14 protein-coding genes, 1 tRNA gene and 1 pseudogene are annotated in these 18,236 nt (G+C 72.2%); 11 read left to right on the top strand and 5 right to left on the bottom strand.

The features are described from left to right. A partial coding sequence (locus QC385_RS43645) for an LPXTG cell wall anchor domain-containing protein (protein ID WP_279546964.1) occupies window positions 1-484 on the top strand: 484 nt, incomplete at its 5' end. Between the two features lie 93 nt (window positions 485-577). Here QC385_RS43645 and QC385_RS43640 read toward each other — a convergent pair. Next, a pseudogene (locus QC385_RS43640) lies at window positions 578-736 on the bottom strand (glycosyltransferase); the annotation flags it as partial. A gap of 489 nt (window positions 737-1,225) precedes the next feature. Here QC385_RS43640 and QC385_RS43635 point away from each other — a divergent pair. Both QC385_RS43635 and QC385_RS43630 read left to right on the top strand, forming a co-directional pair. Beyond that, the gene (locus tag QC385_RS43635) at window positions 1,226-1,822 is read left to right on the top strand and encodes a tyrosinase family oxidase copper chaperone (RefSeq protein WP_443033130.1); all 597 of its coding nucleotides are present in this window, start codon (window positions 1,226-1,228) and stop codon (window positions 1,820-1,822) included. Continuing rightward, window positions 1,806-2,672 (top strand): tyrosinase family protein, encoded by an 867-nt coding sequence (locus QC385_RS43630; RefSeq protein WP_279546963.1) that lies wholly within the window; start codon window positions 1,806-1,808, stop codon window positions 2,670-2,672. Before QC385_RS43635 ends, QC385_RS43630 begins: the two co-directional genes overlap by 17 nt. A gap of 272 nt (window positions 2,673-2,944) precedes the next feature. On the opposite strand, the gene QC385_RS43625 is transcribed toward QC385_RS43630, so the two are convergent. Further along, window positions 2,945-3,910, bottom strand: coding sequence for a D-2-hydroxyacid dehydrogenase family protein (locus QC385_RS43625; RefSeq protein WP_279546962.1), 966 nt, complete (start codon window positions 3,908-3,910; stop codon window positions 2,945-2,947). Between the two features lie 165 nt (window positions 3,911-4,075). Between QC385_RS43625 and QC385_RS43620 the strand changes: the two genes are divergently transcribed. Further along, window positions 4,076-5,281 carry a sensor histidine kinase gene (locus tag QC385_RS43620; protein ID WP_279546961.1) on the top strand — a complete coding sequence of 402 codons (1,206 nt, stop codon included), beginning with the start codon at window positions 4,076-4,078 and terminating at the stop codon, window positions 5,279-5,281. Between the two features lie 23 nt (window positions 5,282-5,304). Here QC385_RS43620 and QC385_RS43615 read toward each other — a convergent pair whose 3' ends face one another. Next, on the bottom strand, window positions 5,305-7,842 hold the full coding sequence (locus QC385_RS43615) for an ABC transporter permease (RefSeq protein WP_279546960.1): 2,538 nt from the start codon (window positions 7,840-7,842) through the stop codon (window positions 5,305-5,307). Between the two features lie 266 nt (window positions 7,843-8,108). On the opposite strand from QC385_RS43615, the gene lanKC reads away from it, so the two are divergent. The 5 genes from lanKC to QC385_RS43590 all read left to right on the top strand — a co-directional run bounded on the left by lanKC (window position 8,109) and on the right by QC385_RS43590 (window position 15,184). Further along, the gene (lanKC, locus tag QC385_RS43610; RefSeq protein ID WP_443033128.1) at window positions 8,109-10,655 is read left to right on the top strand and encodes a class III lanthionine synthetase LanKC; all 2,547 of its coding nucleotides are present in this window, start codon (window positions 8,109-8,111) and stop codon (window positions 10,653-10,655) included. 123 nt (window positions 10,656-10,778) lie between these two features. After that, a complete protein-coding gene (locus tag QC385_RS43605; RefSeq protein WP_248500420.1) occupies window positions 10,779-10,892 on the top strand; it encodes a SapB/AmfS family lanthipeptide in 114 nt (37 codons plus the stop codon). Window positions 10,893-10,955: 63 nt separating this feature from the next. After that, a complete protein-coding gene (locus QC385_RS43600) occupies window positions 10,956-11,069 on the top strand; it encodes a SapB/AmfS family lanthipeptide (RefSeq protein ID WP_279546958.1) in 114 nt (37 codons plus the stop codon). A 163-nt stretch (window positions 11,070-11,232) separates the two neighbouring features. Beyond that, a complete protein-coding gene (locus tag QC385_RS43595; RefSeq protein WP_279546966.1) occupies window positions 11,233-12,987 on the top strand; it encodes an ABC transporter ATP-binding protein in 1,755 nt (584 codons plus the stop codon). Between the two features lie 253 nt (window positions 12,988-13,240). Further along, on the top strand, window positions 13,241-15,184 hold the full coding sequence (locus tag QC385_RS43590; protein WP_279546957.1) for an ABC transporter ATP-binding protein: 1,944 nt from the start codon (window positions 13,241-13,243) through the stop codon (window positions 15,182-15,184). On the opposite strand, the gene QC385_RS43585 is transcribed toward QC385_RS43590, so the two are convergent. After that, window positions 15,153-15,755 (bottom strand): response regulator transcription factor, encoded by a 603-nt coding sequence (locus QC385_RS43585; protein ID WP_279546965.1) that lies wholly within the window; start codon window positions 15,753-15,755, stop codon window positions 15,153-15,155. The genes QC385_RS43590 and QC385_RS43585 overlap by 32 nt on opposite strands. A 244-nt stretch (window positions 15,756-15,999) precedes the next feature. Next, window positions 16,000-16,095, bottom strand: a tRNA-Ser gene (locus tag QC385_RS43580). Between the two features lie 614 nt (window positions 16,096-16,709). Between QC385_RS43580 and QC385_RS43575 the strand changes: the two genes are divergently transcribed. Both QC385_RS43575 and QC385_RS43570 read left to right on the top strand, forming a co-directional pair. Beyond that, window positions 16,710-17,807 (top strand): hypothetical protein, encoded by a 1,098-nt coding sequence (locus QC385_RS43575; protein ID WP_279546956.1) that lies wholly within the window; start codon window positions 16,710-16,712, stop codon window positions 17,805-17,807. A 30-nt stretch (window positions 17,808-17,837) separates the two neighbouring features. Beyond that, a partial coding sequence (locus QC385_RS43570; protein ID WP_279546955.1) for a hypothetical protein occupies window positions 17,838-18,236 on the top strand: 399 nt, incomplete at its 3' end.

The raw sequence follows: 18,236 nt of genomic DNA, 5'->3' as shown, positions 1-18,236 counted from the left end.
CGGCGGTTACGGCAAGGACGGCGGTTACGGCAAGGACGGCGGTTACGGCAAGGACGGCGGTTACGGCAAGGACGGCGGTTACGGCAAGGACGGCGGTTACGGCAAGGACGGCGGTTACGGCAAGGACGGCGGTTACGGCAAGGACGGCGGTTACGGCAAGGACGGCGGTTACGGCAAGGACGGCGGTTACGGCAAGGACAGCGGTTACGGCAAGGACGGCGGGTACGGCGACACGCCGTCCACGAAGCCGCCGGTGACGAAGCCACCCACATCGTCGCCTCCCGCCACGACTCCGCCGACCAAGGAGCCGCCTCGGCACTCCGAGCCCCCGGCGAAACCGCCCGTCTCGCCACCGGGGGAGCCGCCCCACCTCCCCGAGACCGGCCTCGACAAGCAGGCCATCGCGGCATCGGGGGCCGCGGCGCTGCTGCTGACGAGCGGCGTGGTCCTGTACCGACGAGGCAGGGCTGCATACCGTCGGTAGTGCTCTGCTCCGGGTGTCGGACGTACCGCGTCCGGCACCCGAGTGCTTTCCCGGTCCCCACGCCGACCCATCCTTGGTCCGGTCGCGTGTCGAGATCAGTCGGACCAGACGGGGCAGGGCGGACAGGTCGCGGTTGCCGGACATGCCGAGGTGGATGACGCGGACACCGTCCGCCGTCAGACTCTCGGCGACCGTGCCGGGTTTGGTGAGCGTCACGGCGTTGCAGTCGACGGACATGTGGCGCAACAGCAGCCGGAGTTGCCGTGCGGCGGGCCGGTACGACGTGTTTTTGACGGCTGGACCATGCCTTTCTCATCCCGCAAATGCGGGATGAGAAAGGCGGGTAAGACATGCCCCTCATTCGGGTGACCTTCGGTGTGGGCCGCCGTAATTTTCTGAGTGCGGGGGTTTCCGCTCGGTCCGGGGCTCGTTGAAGGCGGTGAAGTAATTCCCGCTCAAGGCCGCCGGCCTCACCGGAGACGCGACCGAGGTCAGGAAGCAGTCGACCAGTGGCTGACAGAATCACCGGCCGGAAGCGCTCGACCCAGAGAACAAGGGTTTCCTGCCCAACACCTTCAAGGGAACCGAGAACGCCCTCGGCCACGAGAGCGCTCGACTCGCCCCGGGACTGAAGGCGCAGGGCTGAGCGGGGTTCCCGCGCCGATCCCACCGCGCATGGGATCGGCCCGTCGAGCGTGTGTCACGTGAACCGCCTTTTTCAAGGCGAGGAGGAGGCAGGCATTGCGAGCCAGCAAACCACCGCAGCCACAACCAGCGCGCCCCGCGGCGCCCACGACGGTCGCGTCCGCGGCTGCCGGCTCCGCGCGCCCCGCGAAGCCGCCCGCCGTCCACCACGCCAGGGCCACGACGCGACGCCGTGTGCTGTGGGGGCTGTTCGCATCGGCGTTCACGGTCGCTCTCGCCCCGGTCCTGGTGGCGTCGGGAACGACCCCGGAGTCGTCGGGATCGGAGGGGAAGGCGCCGGGACCGGCCGGAGACGGGGAACGGTTCGACGAGACGTATCGCGGGCGCCGCATCGCAGGTGTCAGGTACGACGCCGGGCGACCCGGGGAGGGCGGCCCGAGCGCGTGGCACGTCACCGTGGACGGGCGGCCGTTGCATCTGATGCGCCGGGCGGACGGCAGTTGGATGAGCATGGTCGACCACTACCAGTCGTACGCCACCCCGCTCGCCGCCGCGCGCGCTGCCGTCGACGAACTCGGCCCCGGCGCACGGCTGGGCACGCCGGGAGAGCGGAGCAGTCGCACGGAGGACAGCCGTACGGCGAACGGGAACAAGGACGCCGAGGGGGAGCAACGCCATGGTGTACACGCGTAAGGACATCAGCACGCTCACCCGGTCCGAACGGCGCCGGCTCGTCAACGCGCTGCTAGAGCTCAAGCGACGCGGTGAGTACGACGAGTTCGTGCGCACCCACATCGAGTTCTACGCCCCCGACGGTGAGGGCGGCCTGCGCGCCGCCCACATGGCACCTTCCTTCCTGCCCTGGCACCGCAGGTTCCTGCTGGACCTGGAGAACGCACTACGCCGTGTGGACGAGTCGGTGACCCTGCCGTACTGGGACTGGACGCGCAACCGCAGGCGGACGGCCGTACCGTGGACCGATGACCTGCTCGGCGGCACCGGGCGGCGTTCCGACCGGCAGGTGATGTCCGGCCCCTTCGCCTACCGCAACGGCAAATGGACGATCAAGGTGGGGATCACCGACACGGAGTTCCTCATGCGGGACCTGGGCCGTCCCCGGGACCCGATCACGCTGCCCACGGCCAAGGATCTGGAGGGGGTCCTCAACGATCCCGTCTACGACACGGCACCGTGGAACTCCGCATCGGCCAAAGGGTTCCGCAACAAGCTGGAGGGGTGGGGGCCCGGGCGGGGCCCCGCTTCGTGGCGCACCCACAACCGGGTCCACCGTTGGGTCGGCGGCCACATGACGGGCGGCGCATCCGTCAACGACCCCGTCTTCTGGTTTCACCACGCCTTCGTGGATCTTCTCTGGTTCCGCTGGCAGCGGCGGCACCCGGGCGCCCGCTATCTCCCCGCGAAGCCGCTCGCCCGAGGGGATGCACAACGCGGCCGAGTCGTCGCGCGGCACCAGAGGATGCCGCCGTGGGACGTCACACCGGACGAGTTGGAGGACCAAAGCCGGATCTACCGGTACGCGTAGTCCGTACGAGCCGTGTAGAGGTGCGGCTGCTTGCGCGCGGCACGCGCACGGGCACGGCGAGGTCCGTGGGCGCTTACCGCGGGGACCAGGGGGTGCCCGCAAGGCCCCGCCTGCCCTGCGACGCCCGGCACCTCCCGAAGCTCTTCGAGCCGGGGGACCCCCACTCTTGCCGCACCGGGCGGACGACGGGACGTTTGCGGACCCCTGGCCGGTTGCAGCCGCCGACGCAGGGGCCGTGACCCGCCGGGCAGGGTGTCGTCAGGCCTCACACCTCAGCGGGGCGCCAGGAGCCGTACGGGCGAATCATCCAGAAAGGCCCGGATGTTCTCGACAGCCTGGCCGTAGTACGTCGCGTAGTTGGCCCGGGAGACGTAGCCGAGGTGCGGGGTGGCGAGGAGGCGGGGGGCCGTGCGCATCGGGTGGCCGGCCGGGAGGGGCTCGACGTCGAAGACGTCGACGCCGGCGCCCGCGATACGGCCCGAGCGCAGGGCGTCGAGCAGGGCGTCCTGGTCGACGATCGCCGCACGCGAGGTGTTGACGAGATAGGCGGTCGGCTTGAGGAGGGCGAGTTCGGCGGGCCCGAGCAGGCCGCGGGTGCGGTCGCTCAGCGCGAGGTGGACCGACACGAAGTCGCTGCTCGCGAGCAGGTCCTCCTTGGAGGGAGCGAGTTCCACGCCGACCTCGTCGGCGCGCTCGCGGGTGAGGTTCCGGCTCCAGGCGTGGACCTCCATGCCGAAGGCGAGACCGACCTGGGCGACGCGGCTGCCGATCTTCCCCAGACCGAGAAGCCCGAGGCGCCGGCCGTGCAGGTCGGCGCCGACCGTGCTCTGCCAGGGCCCGCCGGAGCGCAGGGCGCCGCTCTCCTCGACGATGCCGCGGGCGAGGCCGAGCAGCAGCGCCCAGGTCAGCTCGACGGGCGGGGTGGAGGAACTGGCCGTACCGCACACCGTGACGCCGTGCGCCTCGGCGGCCGCGTAGTCGATGACCGAGTTGCGCATGCCGGAGGCGACGAGCAGTCTCAGCCGGGGCAGCCGGGCGATCAGCGACCCGGGGAACGGCACCCGCTCGCGCAGGGTCACCACGATGTCGAAGTCGGCCAGCGCCGCGGCCAGGGCGTCCTCGTCGGCGAGGTGGCTGTCGAAGGACACGACCTCCACGTCGTCCGCGACCACCGACCAGTCGGCGACCTCGGTCGCCACCTTCTGAAAGTCGTCCAGCACAGCACAGCGCAGCCGCACGTCATGCCCCTCTCACGGCCCGTGGTTGGGTTCCAGGGGTCATGATCGCGCCTGGGCGGCGGCTCGGGAAGCCTGCTTCAGTGCCCCGACCAATCGGTCGGCCGCGGCGTATCCTCATGTGTGGGGGAATCGTGAACGCTTCAACACACTTCCACAAGGGGGGACATGAGGCGGGACGGGGGAAGTCCGCGCGTCGCGCGGGCCATCGTGTTTCTGGTGCCGGCCGGCTTCTTCGTGGCCTCGGTGGGGGCCACGGCCGCCAACCGCGACGGGGTCGGCCACCTGGTGGTGGCGACGGCCGTGCTGGCGGTGACGCTGGGCCTTCATCTGCTGCACTCCACCCGTGCCGCGGTGCGCCGCCGCAAGCCGTGGTGGCCGTGGTCGCTCGTCGCGCACGGGGTGGTGACCTACGCGCCCTACTGCTTCTTCCAGGACACATGGGTCGGTATCCCGGGGTCCTTCGCCGCCGCGGTGCTGCTGACGACGCCCGTGCCCCACGCGTGGACGGCGTTCGTCGTGCTGTCCGCGCTTCAGGTGCCGCTCGTCGCCGTTCTGGGCGAGACGACCTGGCAGGGCCTCAACTCGGCGGTGTCCCATGTGGTCGGCGGCCTGGCCCTGTTCGGTGTGGTGCGGCTCGCGGACCTGGCCGAGGAGTTGCAGGCGGCCCGGACCGAACTGGCCCGGCAGGCGGTCGACCGTGAACGGCTGCGCTTCGCGCGCGACCTGCACGATCTGTGCGGATACTCGCTGACGGCGGTGGCGTTGCAGAGCGAGCAGATCCGGTGGCTGGTCCGCAGCGATCCGCAGCGCGCCGAGGAGGAGCTGGACCGCACCCAGGCCCTGGCCCGGCACGCGCTGTCCGAGGTGCGGGCGGTGTCCGCCGGGTACCGCGTGCTGAGCCTGGAGCGGGAGGCACGGGCGGCAGCCGGGCTGCTGGAGTCCCTGAGTGTCGATGCCGACGTCGAACTGGCCGGGCGTCTGCTGCCGGGGCCGGTCGACGAGACGCTGGCCATCGTGGTCCGGGAGGGCGTCACCAACGTCTTGCGGCACAGCAAGGCCCGCCACTGCGCCATCCGCCTCACCGTGGACGGCGGATGGGCGGACGGCGTGTGGGCGCGCTTGGAGGTGACCAACGACGGGGTCGTTCCGGGGGAGGAGACGACCGGGGCGCATCGCGTGGAGGGACCGGGCGGGTCGCGTCTGGTGGAGGGGTCGGGCGGCAGCGGTCTGCGCAATCTGCGGGAGCGGGTCGCCGAGCTGGGTGGCGCGCTGACCGCCGGGGCGGACGGCGAAGGCGGGTTCCGGCTCGCGGTGGCGCTGCCGTGCGCGAGCCACGACACCATGGTGGACGGCGCCTCCGGCCAGGTGTGAGACCCCGGGGGTCGCGGCGGTGATCACGACACGGCCTTCGCCAGGCCCCCGGGCGTGGCCGCGGAGCTCCGCAGGGCCAGCAGGCCGGCGAGGGTGACCGTCGCGACCGTGATCACGGGTGCCCCGGCGGCCAGCGCGGTCAACGGGCCACCGGCCAGGGCCGGGACGGCCGAGCCGGTGAGCGCGATGCTGAGCGGGACCAGTACGGACCCGCAGACCAGGGCGGCCAGCAGCAGCGCGACCCCGCAGGTCAGCACGGCCTCCCAGGCCAGCATCCGCAGGACCTGCGCGGACTGTGCGCCGGCCAGCCGCAGCAGGGCGAACTCCCTGCGCCGGCCGGCCGTCGCCATACTCAGGGTGTTCACCACGGAGACGGCGGTGAACAGGTTGATCATGACCAGGAGCAGCAGGACGAACAGGTTGGCAGCGGATCCCGGGGCGCTCCCGGTGCCCCCGTCACCGACCCGCGCGCCCGGGAAGTCCGCTGCCAGGGCCTTGAGTTCCCGCTCGACCGCGCTCCGATCGGCTCCGGGAGCGGTCCGTACGAGGACGGTGCCGTCCAGCGGGGCCGCCGCGTGCCGGGCCGTAGTGGAGCGGGGCAGCAGCGCGTCGGCGAAACCCCGGTCGCGGGAGTAGACGGCCGCGACGCGGTACGTGTCCCGGCCGCCGTCGTCCCAGTCGACCCGGACACGGTCGCCGACGGTGACCCCCAGGCTCGCGGCCGCGCTGTCACCGATGGCCACGGACGTGCCGCCGAGGCGGTCGAGCGAGCCCTCGTGGACGCCGAGGTCCAGGAGACGGGGTACCGCATCTTCCCGCATCGCGACCAGGCTGCCGCCGACGACGGAGGCGGCGTCGCCCTCACCGGCGTCCGCGCGGCTCAGTTCGCCGCCCAAGGACAGCTGCCCTGAGGCCGCCGCCACGCCGGGCAGCCGGGCGGCCCGCTCCGCGAACCCCGGCGCGATGCCCGGCCCGGCCGCGGACACCACGTGGTCGGCGACCAGACGCTGCCGCTCCGCCTGCTGCGCGCCCTGAGAGGTGACCAGCGGTACGCAGAGCAGCGTGCCGGTGAGGGAGACGGACAGTACGAGGGGTGTCACGGTGGCGGCCAGCCGTACGTTCTGGCGCAGGAGGTTGCGGACCGCCAGCGTGCCGTCCCGGGGCAGGAGCGCGCGCACCGGAACCAGCAGCACGGCACCGGCGATCCGGCAGATCAGCGGTGCCAGCAGCGCCACCCCGACCATCAGGACCAGCACCATGCTCTCGGCCGTACCGTCACCACCGTCCAGACGGCCCGCCGCCACCGCGCCGAGACACCCGCCCGCCCCGGCCAGCACGCACACCCCGAGCAGCACGCGCCGCCACCCCAGCCTCGGTTCCGGGGCGGCCGACTCGCGCAGCACCTCCACGGGCCGCACCCGCGACGCCCGCCGCGCGGCCGCGAACGCCGCCAGTTGGGCCACGACCGCGGCCAGGCCGACCGTCGCCCAGGGCGCGACCGGCCCCACGGACAGCGGGAAGGACGGGGGCAGCACCTCGCCGCTCACCAGGACCCGGTGCAGCAACGCCGCCACACCGATCCCGCCCGGCACGCCGAGGAGCGCCGCCGCCACGGTCACCAGGAGGACCTCCACCGCGATCATCCGGCGGATCTGCCCCTTGGTGGCCGCGACGGCCCGCAACAGGCCGATCTCGGTCAGCCGCCCGGCGACCGCCAGCGTCAGCGTGCCGGAGACGACGAACGCCGCCACGAACAGCGACAGCGCGCCGAACGTCCCGACGAGCGAGGAGAGCACCGACGCCGGTGACGGCACGTCCCAGAACTCCGCGTCCGCCCGCCCGGCGCCGGAGGCGACCACGACAGTCCCCGAGTCGTCCCCGTACAGGTCGGCGACGGCCTTCTCCACCTGCCGCCGCAGCGCCTCCGGGTCCGTCGCGCCCTTCGCCAGGACGCCCAGCGCCCGCACCGGTTGCGCCGACTCGGCGAGCCGCGCCGCCTCGCGGGGAGCGTGGAACACGGCGTACTGACGCGCCGGCTCGCGGGGCGGGTCGGCGATTCCCGACACCCGGTACGAGCGCAGCCCGTCCGGGCCGGTCAGCCGTACGGTGTCGCCCACCCCGGCGTCGAGCCGCCCGGCCAGGGCGCCGTCCAGCACGACCTCCGAGTCGCCGGCGGGGGCGCGGCCCGCCCGCAGCGCGAAGGGCCCGAGGACGGCGCTCTCCCACGAGTGCCCCAGGGACGGCCCGTCCCAGGGCGCCTCGACGGTTCCGCCCGACGCGTCCACCGCCGTGGTGGGGAAGGAGAGTTCGGGGACGGCCCGCTCGACGGACGGCAGCCCGTTCAGCGCCGCACGGAGCTCCTCGGCCCGGGGCACGAACGGGTGCCCGCCGACGACCACGTCGGCCCCCGCGTAACGCTCGGCGGGGGAGTCGGCGCGCGTGCCGGACTCCAGCAGAACGGCACACGCCGTCGTCATGACGAGCGCGAGCACGAGCGCCACGAAACTGGCCGCCCAGCTTGCCCTGCGGCCCGAAAGGGTCCGCCATGCGAGTCGTATCACGGGTGCCTTTCAAAACGGGCTGGGATTCCCTTGCAGTGGGCGCTGAAAGCCTATCGACACATGTGCCGCTGAACGCCAAATCCCGTGTCAGGCCAGGTATTTGGCCGATTTGAATACCCGGAACCGTGGGTTTTTCACGGGTCGACTTGTGCGTTGTGTACTGGTGCGCTCCTTCCAGGCGTGAAAGGTTTCCATCAGTTCGAGGAAATCGAACGCGAGAGTGTCAAAAGCGGGGGGACGCAGGGATGCGGTACGACGCGTATTGCATGGTCGATCGGACGTTCTTCGACGCACCGGGGGAAGCACAGGACGAGGAGTACGCCTTCGCCGCCGACCGGGAGCTGCCCGAGGGATGGCGCAAGGTCCGCCAGGACGACTGGCTGGTCTGCACTCCCGAGGGCACACGCCGGCCGGCGCAGGGCTGGAAGGTCCACGCCTCCGGGTGCCATGACAATGCCGAGAAGATCCTCGACGCGGTCCACAACTTCTGCGTCCCGCGGGGAATCCCGTTCAAGTTCCTGCGCGGCCAGCACATCCTGCAACTGCGGAACATGAAGTACGCCGCCCGGGGCGCCAGCGGCAAGCTCGTCACCATCTACCCGGCGGACGAGCGGGAGCTGCGCGAGGTACTCGAAGGCGTCGACGCCCTCGTCGGCGGCGAGCCCGGTCCGTACATTCTCAGCGATCTACGGTGGCAGCAGGGCCCGTTGTACGTGCGCTACGGCGGTTTCGTCGAGCGGCACGTCGTCTCGGAGAAAGGGGTGCTGGAGCCCGCCATCGAGCGGCCCGACGGCACACTCGTCCCCGATCGCCGCCTGCCCGGCTTCCACGTCCCCGAGTGGGTGACGCTGCCGGAGTTCCTCGAGCCCCAGGCCGAGGCGCGGCGTGCGGAGTCCCTGGCCGACCTGCCGTACACCGTCCGCCGCCCGGTGCACTTCTCCAACGGAGGCGGCGTGTACGTCGCCGAGGACACCCGCACCGGCAAGGAGGTCATCCTCAAGGAGGCCCGCCCGTACGCGGGTCTGACCGCCGACGGAAGAGACGCGGTCAGCCGGCTCGAGTGGGAGCGGGACGTCCTCCAAAAGCTCGCCGGCGTCGACGCGGTTCCCGCGGTGCTCGACTACTTCACCGTGGGGGACCACCACTTCCTCGCCCAGGAACTCGTCGAGGGCCGGCCGCTCAGCAAGTTCTTCGGCCTGAAGTACCCCGAGACCGGCCCCAGGGCCGACCCCGCCGAGATCGCCGACTACACGGAGTGGGCGATGGGCGTCTGCCGCGCCGTGGAGGAAGCGGTCGCCTCGGTGCACGCCCGCGGGATCGTCTTCGGCGACCTGCACCCCTACAACATCCTGGTCGCGGACGACGGCCGGGTCGGGCTGATCGACTTCGAGGTCGCGGCACCGGCCGAGTCCGGGGCGGCACGCATGCTGGGCCATCCCGCCTACGCCGCGCCCCGCGACCGCGAGGGCTTCGCCGCGGACACCTACGCCCTGGCCTGCATCAAACTCGCGGTGTTCCTGCCGCTGACCGCACTGCTGCGGCTGGACCTGCACAAGGCGGCGGAACTCGCCGACGAGATCGCCGCACGGTTCCCGGTGCCGCGGGAGTTCCTGAACTCGGCGGTGCGGGAGATCGTCGGGGCCGACCGGCAACCGAACTCGCACGACAGACTCCGGGGGCGGGCCGGCCGGCCGCCCCGCCCCCGGGCCGACCACCGAAGCTGGCCCTCCGTGCGCGACTCACTGGCCGGCGCGATCCTGGCCAGCGCGACTCCCGACCGCGACGACCGGCTGTTCCCCGGCGACATCGCCCAGTTCAGCACCGGCGCGCTCAACCTCGCCCACGGCGCCGCCGGCGTCCTGTACGCCCTGGACGTCACGGGTGCCGGCCGCTTCCCGCCGCACGAACAGTGGTTGCTGGAGCGCGCGTCGCGACAGGAGCAGCGAGCCCGGATCGGCTTCTACGACGGGCTGCACGGCGTGGCGTACGCCCTGGGCCACCTGGGGCACCACGACGCCGCGCGGCAGGTCCTCGACCGCTGCATGAGCGAGAAGTGGCAGCGCCTCGGGACGGACCTGTACAGCGGTCTGGCCGGAGTCGGCCTCAACCTGCTGCACTTCGCGGAGACGACCGGGGACAGCGTCCTGCGCGTCGCGGCCCTCGACGTGGCCGGTACCGTCGCGCAGCGGCTCGGCTCCGAGACCGACGTACCGGAAGTGAGCGGCGGACGGCATCCCCGCGCGGGTCTCATGCACGGTTCCTCGGGCCCGGCCCTGCTCTTCATCCGCTGCTACGAGGCGACCGGAGACGAGGTCTTCCTGGACCTCGCGGCGACGGCCCTGGGCCAGGACCTGCGCCGCTGCGTCACCCGGGCCGACGGCGCCCTCCATGTCAACGAGGGCTGGCGCTCGCTGCCGTACCTCGCCGAGGGCAGCGCCGGCGTGGCCGTGGTGCTGGACCTGCTCCGCGGGCACCGGGACGACGACCGCCTCCGCACGGCGGCGGCCGGCGCCCTGATCTCGTCGAGCTCCCAGTTCTACGTCCAGTCCGGGTTGTTCAACGGACGGGCCGGCATCATCAGTCACCTCGCGGCCGTGTCACCCGGGCGAACGCCGTCACAGGACCCGCTCGTCGCCGCGCAGATCGAGGCCCTGTCCTGGCACGCGCTGGAATACCAGGGGCATCTGGCCTTCCCGGGCGAACAGTTGCTGAGGCTCTCGATGGACCTGGCGACCGGTTCCGCCGGTGTGCTGCTGGCGCTCGGGTCCGCCCTGCACCCCGAGCCGGTCCACCTGCCCTTCCTGGGCCGCTGACGCGCCCGGACCCCACGACGCGCCCGGACCCACAACGCGCCCGGACCCCACGACTTGTCCGCCGACCACGGCGGGCGCCCGCACCGCGGGCATGCGCATCCGCGCCAGAAGGAGGTGATTCCCATGTCTCTTCTCGAACTTCAGGAGATGGAGCTGCCCACCGAGTCCTCGGAGGAAACGGTGCTCGGCAGCGGCCGGAGCCAGCACTGCTCCGACGCCAGCTGGGTCTTCTGCTGACCCGCCCCGGGTCGGCGAACCGGCCCACCGCATGGCCTGTACACATCGACGAGAGGAAACAGCATGTCTCTGCTCGAGCTTCAGGAGATGGAGCTGCCCACCGAGTCCTCGGAGGAAACGGTGCTCGGCAGCGGCCAGAGCCAGCACTGCTCCGACGCCAGCTGGGTTTTCTGCTGAGCCCAGCGCACCGCGCCCGTGCACAGCGGCGGGCTGACGTCACCTGACACGGCATCCACGCCGTGAGCGGACCCGGTCGGCGGGTGGGGCAATCACCCGCCGGCCGGTCCGTCTTTCGTCCCGGCCGCCCGTCGGACCTCGTACAGGGAGCAGTCCATTGAGCGTGCGTCAGCCGCTGGAGAGCGTGGCCCGGCTCCCGGGCCGTGCGGCGGACCGGATACTTCTGTGTACCACGCGCGAGGGCGGCGTCTGGACAGCCGTATTGGTCATTACCGCGGTCTTCTCGACCACGGCCCAGATCCTGTTCCCTGCCTTCCTCGGCAAGGCCCTGGACTCCGCACTCGACGGCGGCGCGGGCATCAGCGGGTGGGTGATCGGCTGCCTGGTGGCCGTCGTCGCCATGGCCGCGGCCGACGCCCTGTTCGAGCTGGCCGCCGGGGCCGGCGCCGCCCGCGGAACCGCCCTGCTGCGGCGCTCGATGCTCGGGAACCTGGTCTCGTGGACCGGGCCGGGCACACCCCGCACCACCGCGGGCGACCTGGTCAGCCGCATGGTCGGGGCCGCGGCCGAGGCCGGCGGGGTCGCGGCCGTACTCGTCCGCGCGGCGATGTCCGTCGTGCCGGCCGCGGGCAGCGTCGTCGCCCTGTGGCTCATCGACCCCTGGCTCGCCGGCACGTTCCTGCTGGGCCTCCCGGCCGTCGTCCTGCTCCTGCGCGCGTTCACCCGCCGCATCTCCGACGTCTCCACCCGGTACCAGGAGACCCAAGGACGCCTGGCGGGCGCGCTGCTGGAGGCTCTCACCGGGCGCCGTACGATCGCCGCCGCGGGCACGGCGGACGCCGAGGTCCGGCGGGTGCTGCGCGAACTGCCCGAGCTCAACCGGCTGGGACACGGCATGTGGCAGGCACAGACCCAGGCCGTGGGCCGGACCGCCCTCATCACCCCGCTCCTGGAGATCGCGGTCCTGTCCGTGGCCGGTTTCGCTCTTGCCGACGGCCGTATCACCGTGGGCGAGATGCTGGCCGCCGCGCAGTACGTCGCCATCGGCAGCGGCCTCGGCATGACGACGATGCTGCTGGGCCGACTGGCCAGGGCGCGGGCGGGGGCCGAACGGGTCCGCGGGGTCCTGACCCAGCCCGTCCTGGAGTACGGCGATCACCGCCTGCCGCCCGGCCCCGGCCGCCTGGAACTGCGGGACGTCCTGGTCACCGCCGGCGGCGAACGTGTCCTCGACGGCGTCGAACTGACGATCCCCGGAGGCACCTGCATGGCCCTCGTGGGCACGTCCGGTTCCGGGAAGTCGCTGCTGGCCGCCGTCGCCGGACGCCTGACGGACCCGGAGGCCGGGGACGTCACCCTCGACGGCGTGCCCCTGCGGCGGCTGACCCACCGCGACCTGCGGTCCGCGGTCGGTTACGCCTTCGAACGGCCGGTTCTCTTCGGCGAGACGCTGGGCGACGCGGTCGCACGCGGCACCGGCCGGGCGGCCCGGCACGTACCGGCCGAGCGGATCGTGCGGGCGGCGCGCGCCGCCGACGTCGACGGGTTCGTCCGGCGGCTCCCGGCCGAGTACCGGACCCCGCTGGCGGAGGCGTCCCTGTCCGGGGGAGAGGTGCAACGTATCGGCCTGGCCCGGGCGTTCGCCCACTCCGGCCGGCTGCTGATCCTCGACGACGCCACGTCGAGTCTGGACACGGTCACCGAGCACCGCATCAGCCAGGTCCTCACCGGCGCGCTGCGCGACCGGACCCGGATCATCGTCGCCCACCGCGCCGCCACGGCCGCCCGCTCGGACGGCGTCGTGTGGCTCGACGGCGGACGGGTGCGCCGGGTCGGGCCGCACCACGAACTGTGGCGCTCGGAACCGGAGTACCGGCGGGTGTTCCGCAGCGCGGATGCTCCCGAGGGGCTGTTGTGAGGGCGGGGCTGCGGGTGCTCGTGCCGGTAGGGAGCTGTTGTGAGGGCGGGGCTGCGGGTGCTCGCGCCGAGAGGGAGCTGTTGTGAGGGCGGGGCTGCGGGTGCTCGCGCCGGTAGGGAGCTGTTGTGAGGGCGGGGCTGCGGGTGCTCGCGCCGGTAGGGAGCTGTTGTGAGGGCGGGGCTGCGGGTGCTCGCGCCGGTAGGGAGCTGTTGTGAGGGCTGAACCACGGGTGTTGGCCCGGGAAGGGACAGTCGTGAGGGCTGGACCCCGGATGCTTCCCCTGCTCGTCGCCCCGCTGCGGGCACGCCCCGGCCGCCTGCTCGCACTGGTCCTGTGGTCCCTGGTCGAGGCCGTCCCCGCCCTGCTCGCCGGCCAGCTCGTGGCCCGGGCGGTCGACGACGGGTTCGCGGCCGACAGGCCGCTCACCGGGCTGGCCTGGCTCGCCCTGATGGGCCTGGGTGTCTTCGCCGGAGCGTGGGGGACACGGCAGGCCTATCCGCTGCTGGCCGCGGTGGTCGAGCCCTTCCGGGACGACCTCGTGCGCACGGTGGCCGAGGGCTCCCTGCGGGAGGCGGTGGCGGGCCGGACCGTCGACGCCTCGGGCGTGTCCCGGCTGACGCTCCAGGTCGAGATGGTGCGCGAGGCCTACGCCGGGGTGCTGATGGTGGTCCGCGGGTTCCTCCTCACCGTGGGCGGGGCGCTGCTCGGCATGGTCTTCCTCGCGCCGCTGATCCTGCTGCTCGTCGTGCCGCCGCTGCTGGCGGGTCTCGGGCTGTTCGTGATGCTGCTGCGCCGGATGGCCGGCGCGCAGCGCGACGCCATCGTCGCGGACGAGAGGGTCGCGGAAGCGGCCGGTGCCGCGACTGCGGCCGACCGGGACATCGTGGCCTGCGGTGCGGAGGACGGCGTACGGGCGGACCTCGTGGCCCACATCGACGCCCAGGCCGCCGCCGCCCGGCGACTCGCCACCCTGATGCCGGCCCGCGTGCTGTGCCTGGCCGTCGCCGGCTGGCTCCCCCTGCTCCTCCTGCTGGTCGCCGCCCCGGGGCTGCGCGCCGGGGGACTGTCCGCCGGTGCCGTGCTGGGAGCGGCGACGTATGTGACGGGCGGACTGCAACCGGCGGTCCGTTCCCTCATCCAGGGACTGGGCGGCAGCGGACTGCGTCTCGTGGTGGCGCTGCGGCGTATCCACGAGGCGTATCCGCCGGGCTCGGCGGTGGGCGGGAGGCGGGGGCCCGGCTCCCCGCGGACGACGGGATCCTCGGCCCGCGACGCCGAGCCGGCTGCTGTCGCCTGTGCTGGCGATGTCGAGCCGTCCGCTGTCGCCTCTGTCTCTGCCTCAGCCTCTGTCTCTGCCTCTGGGACTGCCTGTGCCATCGAATCGACCGGTGTTGCCTCCGCCCACGACGTCGAACTGACCGCCGTCACCTTCGCCTACGGCCCGCAGGCGGACCCGGTGTTCCGGGACCTCGACCTCACGCTGCCCGAGGGCGGGCACCTCGCGGTCGTCGGCCCGAGCGGCATCGGCAAGTCCACGCTGGCCGGCCTGATCGGCGGCACCCTGGAGCCGGACAGCGGCCTGGTCCGGCTCGGCGGCCGCCCGCCCGGCACCCTGCCTCCCGCCGAACTGTCCGCCCTGCGCGTCTTCGTGCCCCAGGAGGCGTACGTCTTCACGGGCGACGTCGCCGAGAATCTGCGCTACCTGCGGCCTGACGCGTCCGACGAGGAAGTGGTGTCGGCGGTCGACGCCGTCGGGGCGGGGCCGCTCGTGGCGCGGCTCGGCGGGATCGGCGCCGTGATCGACCCGGCCGCCCTCTCATCGGGCGAGCGCCAGCAGATCGCGCTGGTCCGCGCATACCTGTCCCCGGCGCCCCTGGTCCTCCTTGACGAGGCGACCTGCCACCTCGACCCGGGCGCCGAGGCACGGGCAGAGGAGGCGTTCGCCAGGCGCCCGGGCTCCCTGCTCGTGATCGCCCACCGCATCAGCTCCGCCCTGCGAGCCCGGCACGTACTCGTCCTGGACGGTGACCGGGTGGTGAGCGGCACTCACGGGGAGGTCCTCGAACAGTCGGCGCTCTACCGTGACCTGGTGGGGCACTGGAGCGAGGACGGGCGCGTACCGCAGGCCCGTCGTGACGAGGCGGACCCGGCTGCCGATCGCCGCGTCAGAGCCACCCCGCCTCGGTCGCGATCCTGATCGCGTCCACGCGGCTGCGGGCCTGGGTCTTGGCCACGGCGGAGGACAGATGGTTGCGCACGGTCCCGACGGAGATGTACAGCTGCGCGGCCACGTCCCGGGTCGAGGCTCCCTGCGCCGTCAACCGCAGCACCGACACCTCACGCGGCGTCAGCGGATTCTCGGTCGCCGTCGCGGCAGCGAGCGCCAGCTCGGGATCGACGACCCGACGGCCCTGCGCCACTTGCCGGATGTCCTCCGCGAGCCGAGAGGTCGGCGCGTCCTTGCGGACGAAGCCGACGACCCTGGCCGACAGCGCACGCCGTACGTGTTCCGGCCGCGCCACGCTGGTGAGCAGCAGCGTGCGACAGGAGGGCAGACGAGCCTGAAGTTCCACCGCGGCCGTGATCCCGTCCGTGCCGGGCAGGTCGATGTCCAGCACCGCCACGTCCGGCGGAGTGCGCAGGGCGGTGGGCACGATGAGGTCACCGTGGTCGACCGCCGCGACGACCTCCAGGTCGGACTCCTGGGACAACAACGCGGTCAGCGCCTGACGGATCAGCGGAGCGTCCTCGGCCAGGAGCACACGAATGCGGTCGGCGCCTCCGGATCTGCCGTCGCCCGTTCGCTCCTGCAGAATGCGGTCGGCGCCTCCGGATCTGCCGTCGCCCGTTCGCTCCTGCAGCACGATGAGACCCCCCGTTGGTCGCGTCACGTTCGAACCAATGACATGTGACGTCGAACATGCGAGCAAGGGGCAAACCGGCCACAAGGTGTCTCAACGACGACGGAAGCACGGTCACGAAAAACGTCCTTCCGAAGGGAGGGCGGAGACTTGCGCCCCGGCAGGACTCGAACCTGCGGCCGAGCGCTTGGAAGGCGCTTGGTGGGTCGGGTGTCCGTCTGCTGCTGACCTGCAACCCTTCCGCCGCTGGACGGCTCGTCGATGAGCCTTCGACACGCTCAGCGGCACGTATAGCCGCCAGTCCGCGCCCTCGTCGAGCGACCGCCGTCCGCCTGGGAAAGGGCCATGGCCGACAGCCGCTGCTCCGACGACGCGACGACCCGGTACTTGGCGCTGTTCAGTGGCGGTACGACCGGACCGTGATCCACCAGGCGGCGCACTGGGCCAGCACCACCAGCAGCCCCGCCGCCACGGCCCACCGGGGCGCTGCGGACAGGGCGCCCCTTTGGACGGGGCGAACGCGGCGACCAGACCGCCGTTCACGGTTAGGAAGAAGGTGTTTGCCGCATTGCGCCGGGCACTGACCCGGTCCGACATCTCGACGCACGGCTTGTACTGCTCGAGCACCGCCGCCGGTAGTGCCGGCCCTCGGCGTCGTACGTGGAGGGGGTGACAGCGGCGTTCCGCAGGTCCTCTCCAGTACCCGTCACCGGTCCATTGCTGTCCGGCGGCCGGTCTCGGCGAGGCGGAGGAGAAGGAATACGCCAAGCTGCGGATCGCGCGTGGACGGGCGTGCACGGATATGAACTGTCCCGTCTTTCGCCGCTTCATCCGGCAGCACGGTGCATGTCAGGATGCGGCATGATCCGAGTCATGCTGTGCGGTGCCGCGGACACGAGGCGGGTGCAGGACGCTTTTGTCCGGACCGTCACCGACTTCGGCGGCGTTTCCTGGCACTTCCTCGACGGCACGGTGAACTACATCAACTCCGCCTCGTCAGACTGGGAGGAGAACTCCCGGGCCACGGTCCAGGAGGCGGACGTCTGCGTGTTCGCCATCGTGGAGGAGATCGGACGCATCACTTGGGAGACCGAGGTGACCGCGGCGCTACTGGCTGGCAAGCCGTTCCTGGTGCTCTGTCTGAACTCGACCTACCAGCGGTACCTCGTCTTGAACAGCGAGTTCAGCCCTCCCGCCAGTCTCGACTCCCTCTCGGAGGCCAATGGAAACCTGGTCAGAACCCTGCGTGAGGTCGAGCAGGAGAGGCGGCTGACCGCTGTCCCCTTCGAAGACGGGAGGTTCGGAGAGGTTCTGCGGCGGGAACTCTCCAAGCTCTTCGACATCGCCCTGGGGCAGATGGAGGAACGCAACCGGAGGAAGTCGATCCGGCCGTTGCTGCACGATCCTGCACGGCTCACCATCACCGATCTGAGGGCGGCCCAAGTCATCGCCCTCGACGAGTGGGAGGACAAGCAGGTCCGCAAGGCGGCGTTGCGCGCCCTGGCCGCCCGTCGGGCACTGGACGCGGAGGCGCTTCACTCCCTGCTGGCCAGTGGTGAGCAAGGTGTGCAGCGGATGGCGGTGGAGCTGCTGGCCGACTTGCATCCCGCCCGGCCACCCGACCCGGAGCTGCTGGAGCACGTGGTGGCCGTGGCCAACGCCTCCGACGACGTGGGCATCTCCCGACGCCTCATCCCCGTCCTGCTGGCCATGGACCTCCCGAGAGGGATCGAAGCCCTGACCCTGCTCGACCTGGATGACCTGGGCAGCAAGCGCAGGCTGGCCGCGGCTCTGGAGGAATACGAAGACGCCGTCGACCGCGGGGGGCTCCAGGCCGCAGCTGCGGCGCTGCTGGAGAGATGTCTCTCCCAGGTGTCCGAATCGGACTGGAAGACCCGCTGCCGCGCCTATCTCGCACGCCTGGGCTTCGAGCCTGCACCACCCGACCCCGACGACTGAGCACATCCCCGTCACGGCCCTGGAGGCACCATGGGAATCTTCGGACGGGGCAACCAGCGGCGACCGGCACGGCCCGAGTACATCGGGCGCAAGTTCCACTCCGACGCCGGCGTCGAATCGTCCCTGGCCAACTTCCGCACCGCGCTGGGTCAGCAGATGGGCGCGGAGCCGGTGCTGACCCCGGCGCGGTGGACGGGGCCGGACCCGGCCCCCGAACGGGTCGTCGCCGCCCGCACGGCCCAGGGCACGGCCTACCTCGCACTCTGGGCTGATGGGGCAATGCACTTCGTCGCTCCCGACTACCACCAGACGCCGACCCCGCCGCTGGGGACTGTGGAAGATGCGAGACGGCTCCTTACGCGGCACTGGCAGCGTCCAGGCGGACGAGTTCGGAGTCGGCTGACTCTCCCCGCACGCCGGCCGGGGACC

Origin of the sequence: Streptomyces sp. DH10 (genome assembly GCF_029813805.1) — a bacterium.
GTDB classification, from domain to species: domain Bacteria; phylum Actinomycetota; class Actinomycetes; order Streptomycetales; family Streptomycetaceae; genus Streptomyces; species Streptomyces coeruleofuscus.
This window is presented reverse-complemented; position numbering and strand designations above follow the sequence as displayed.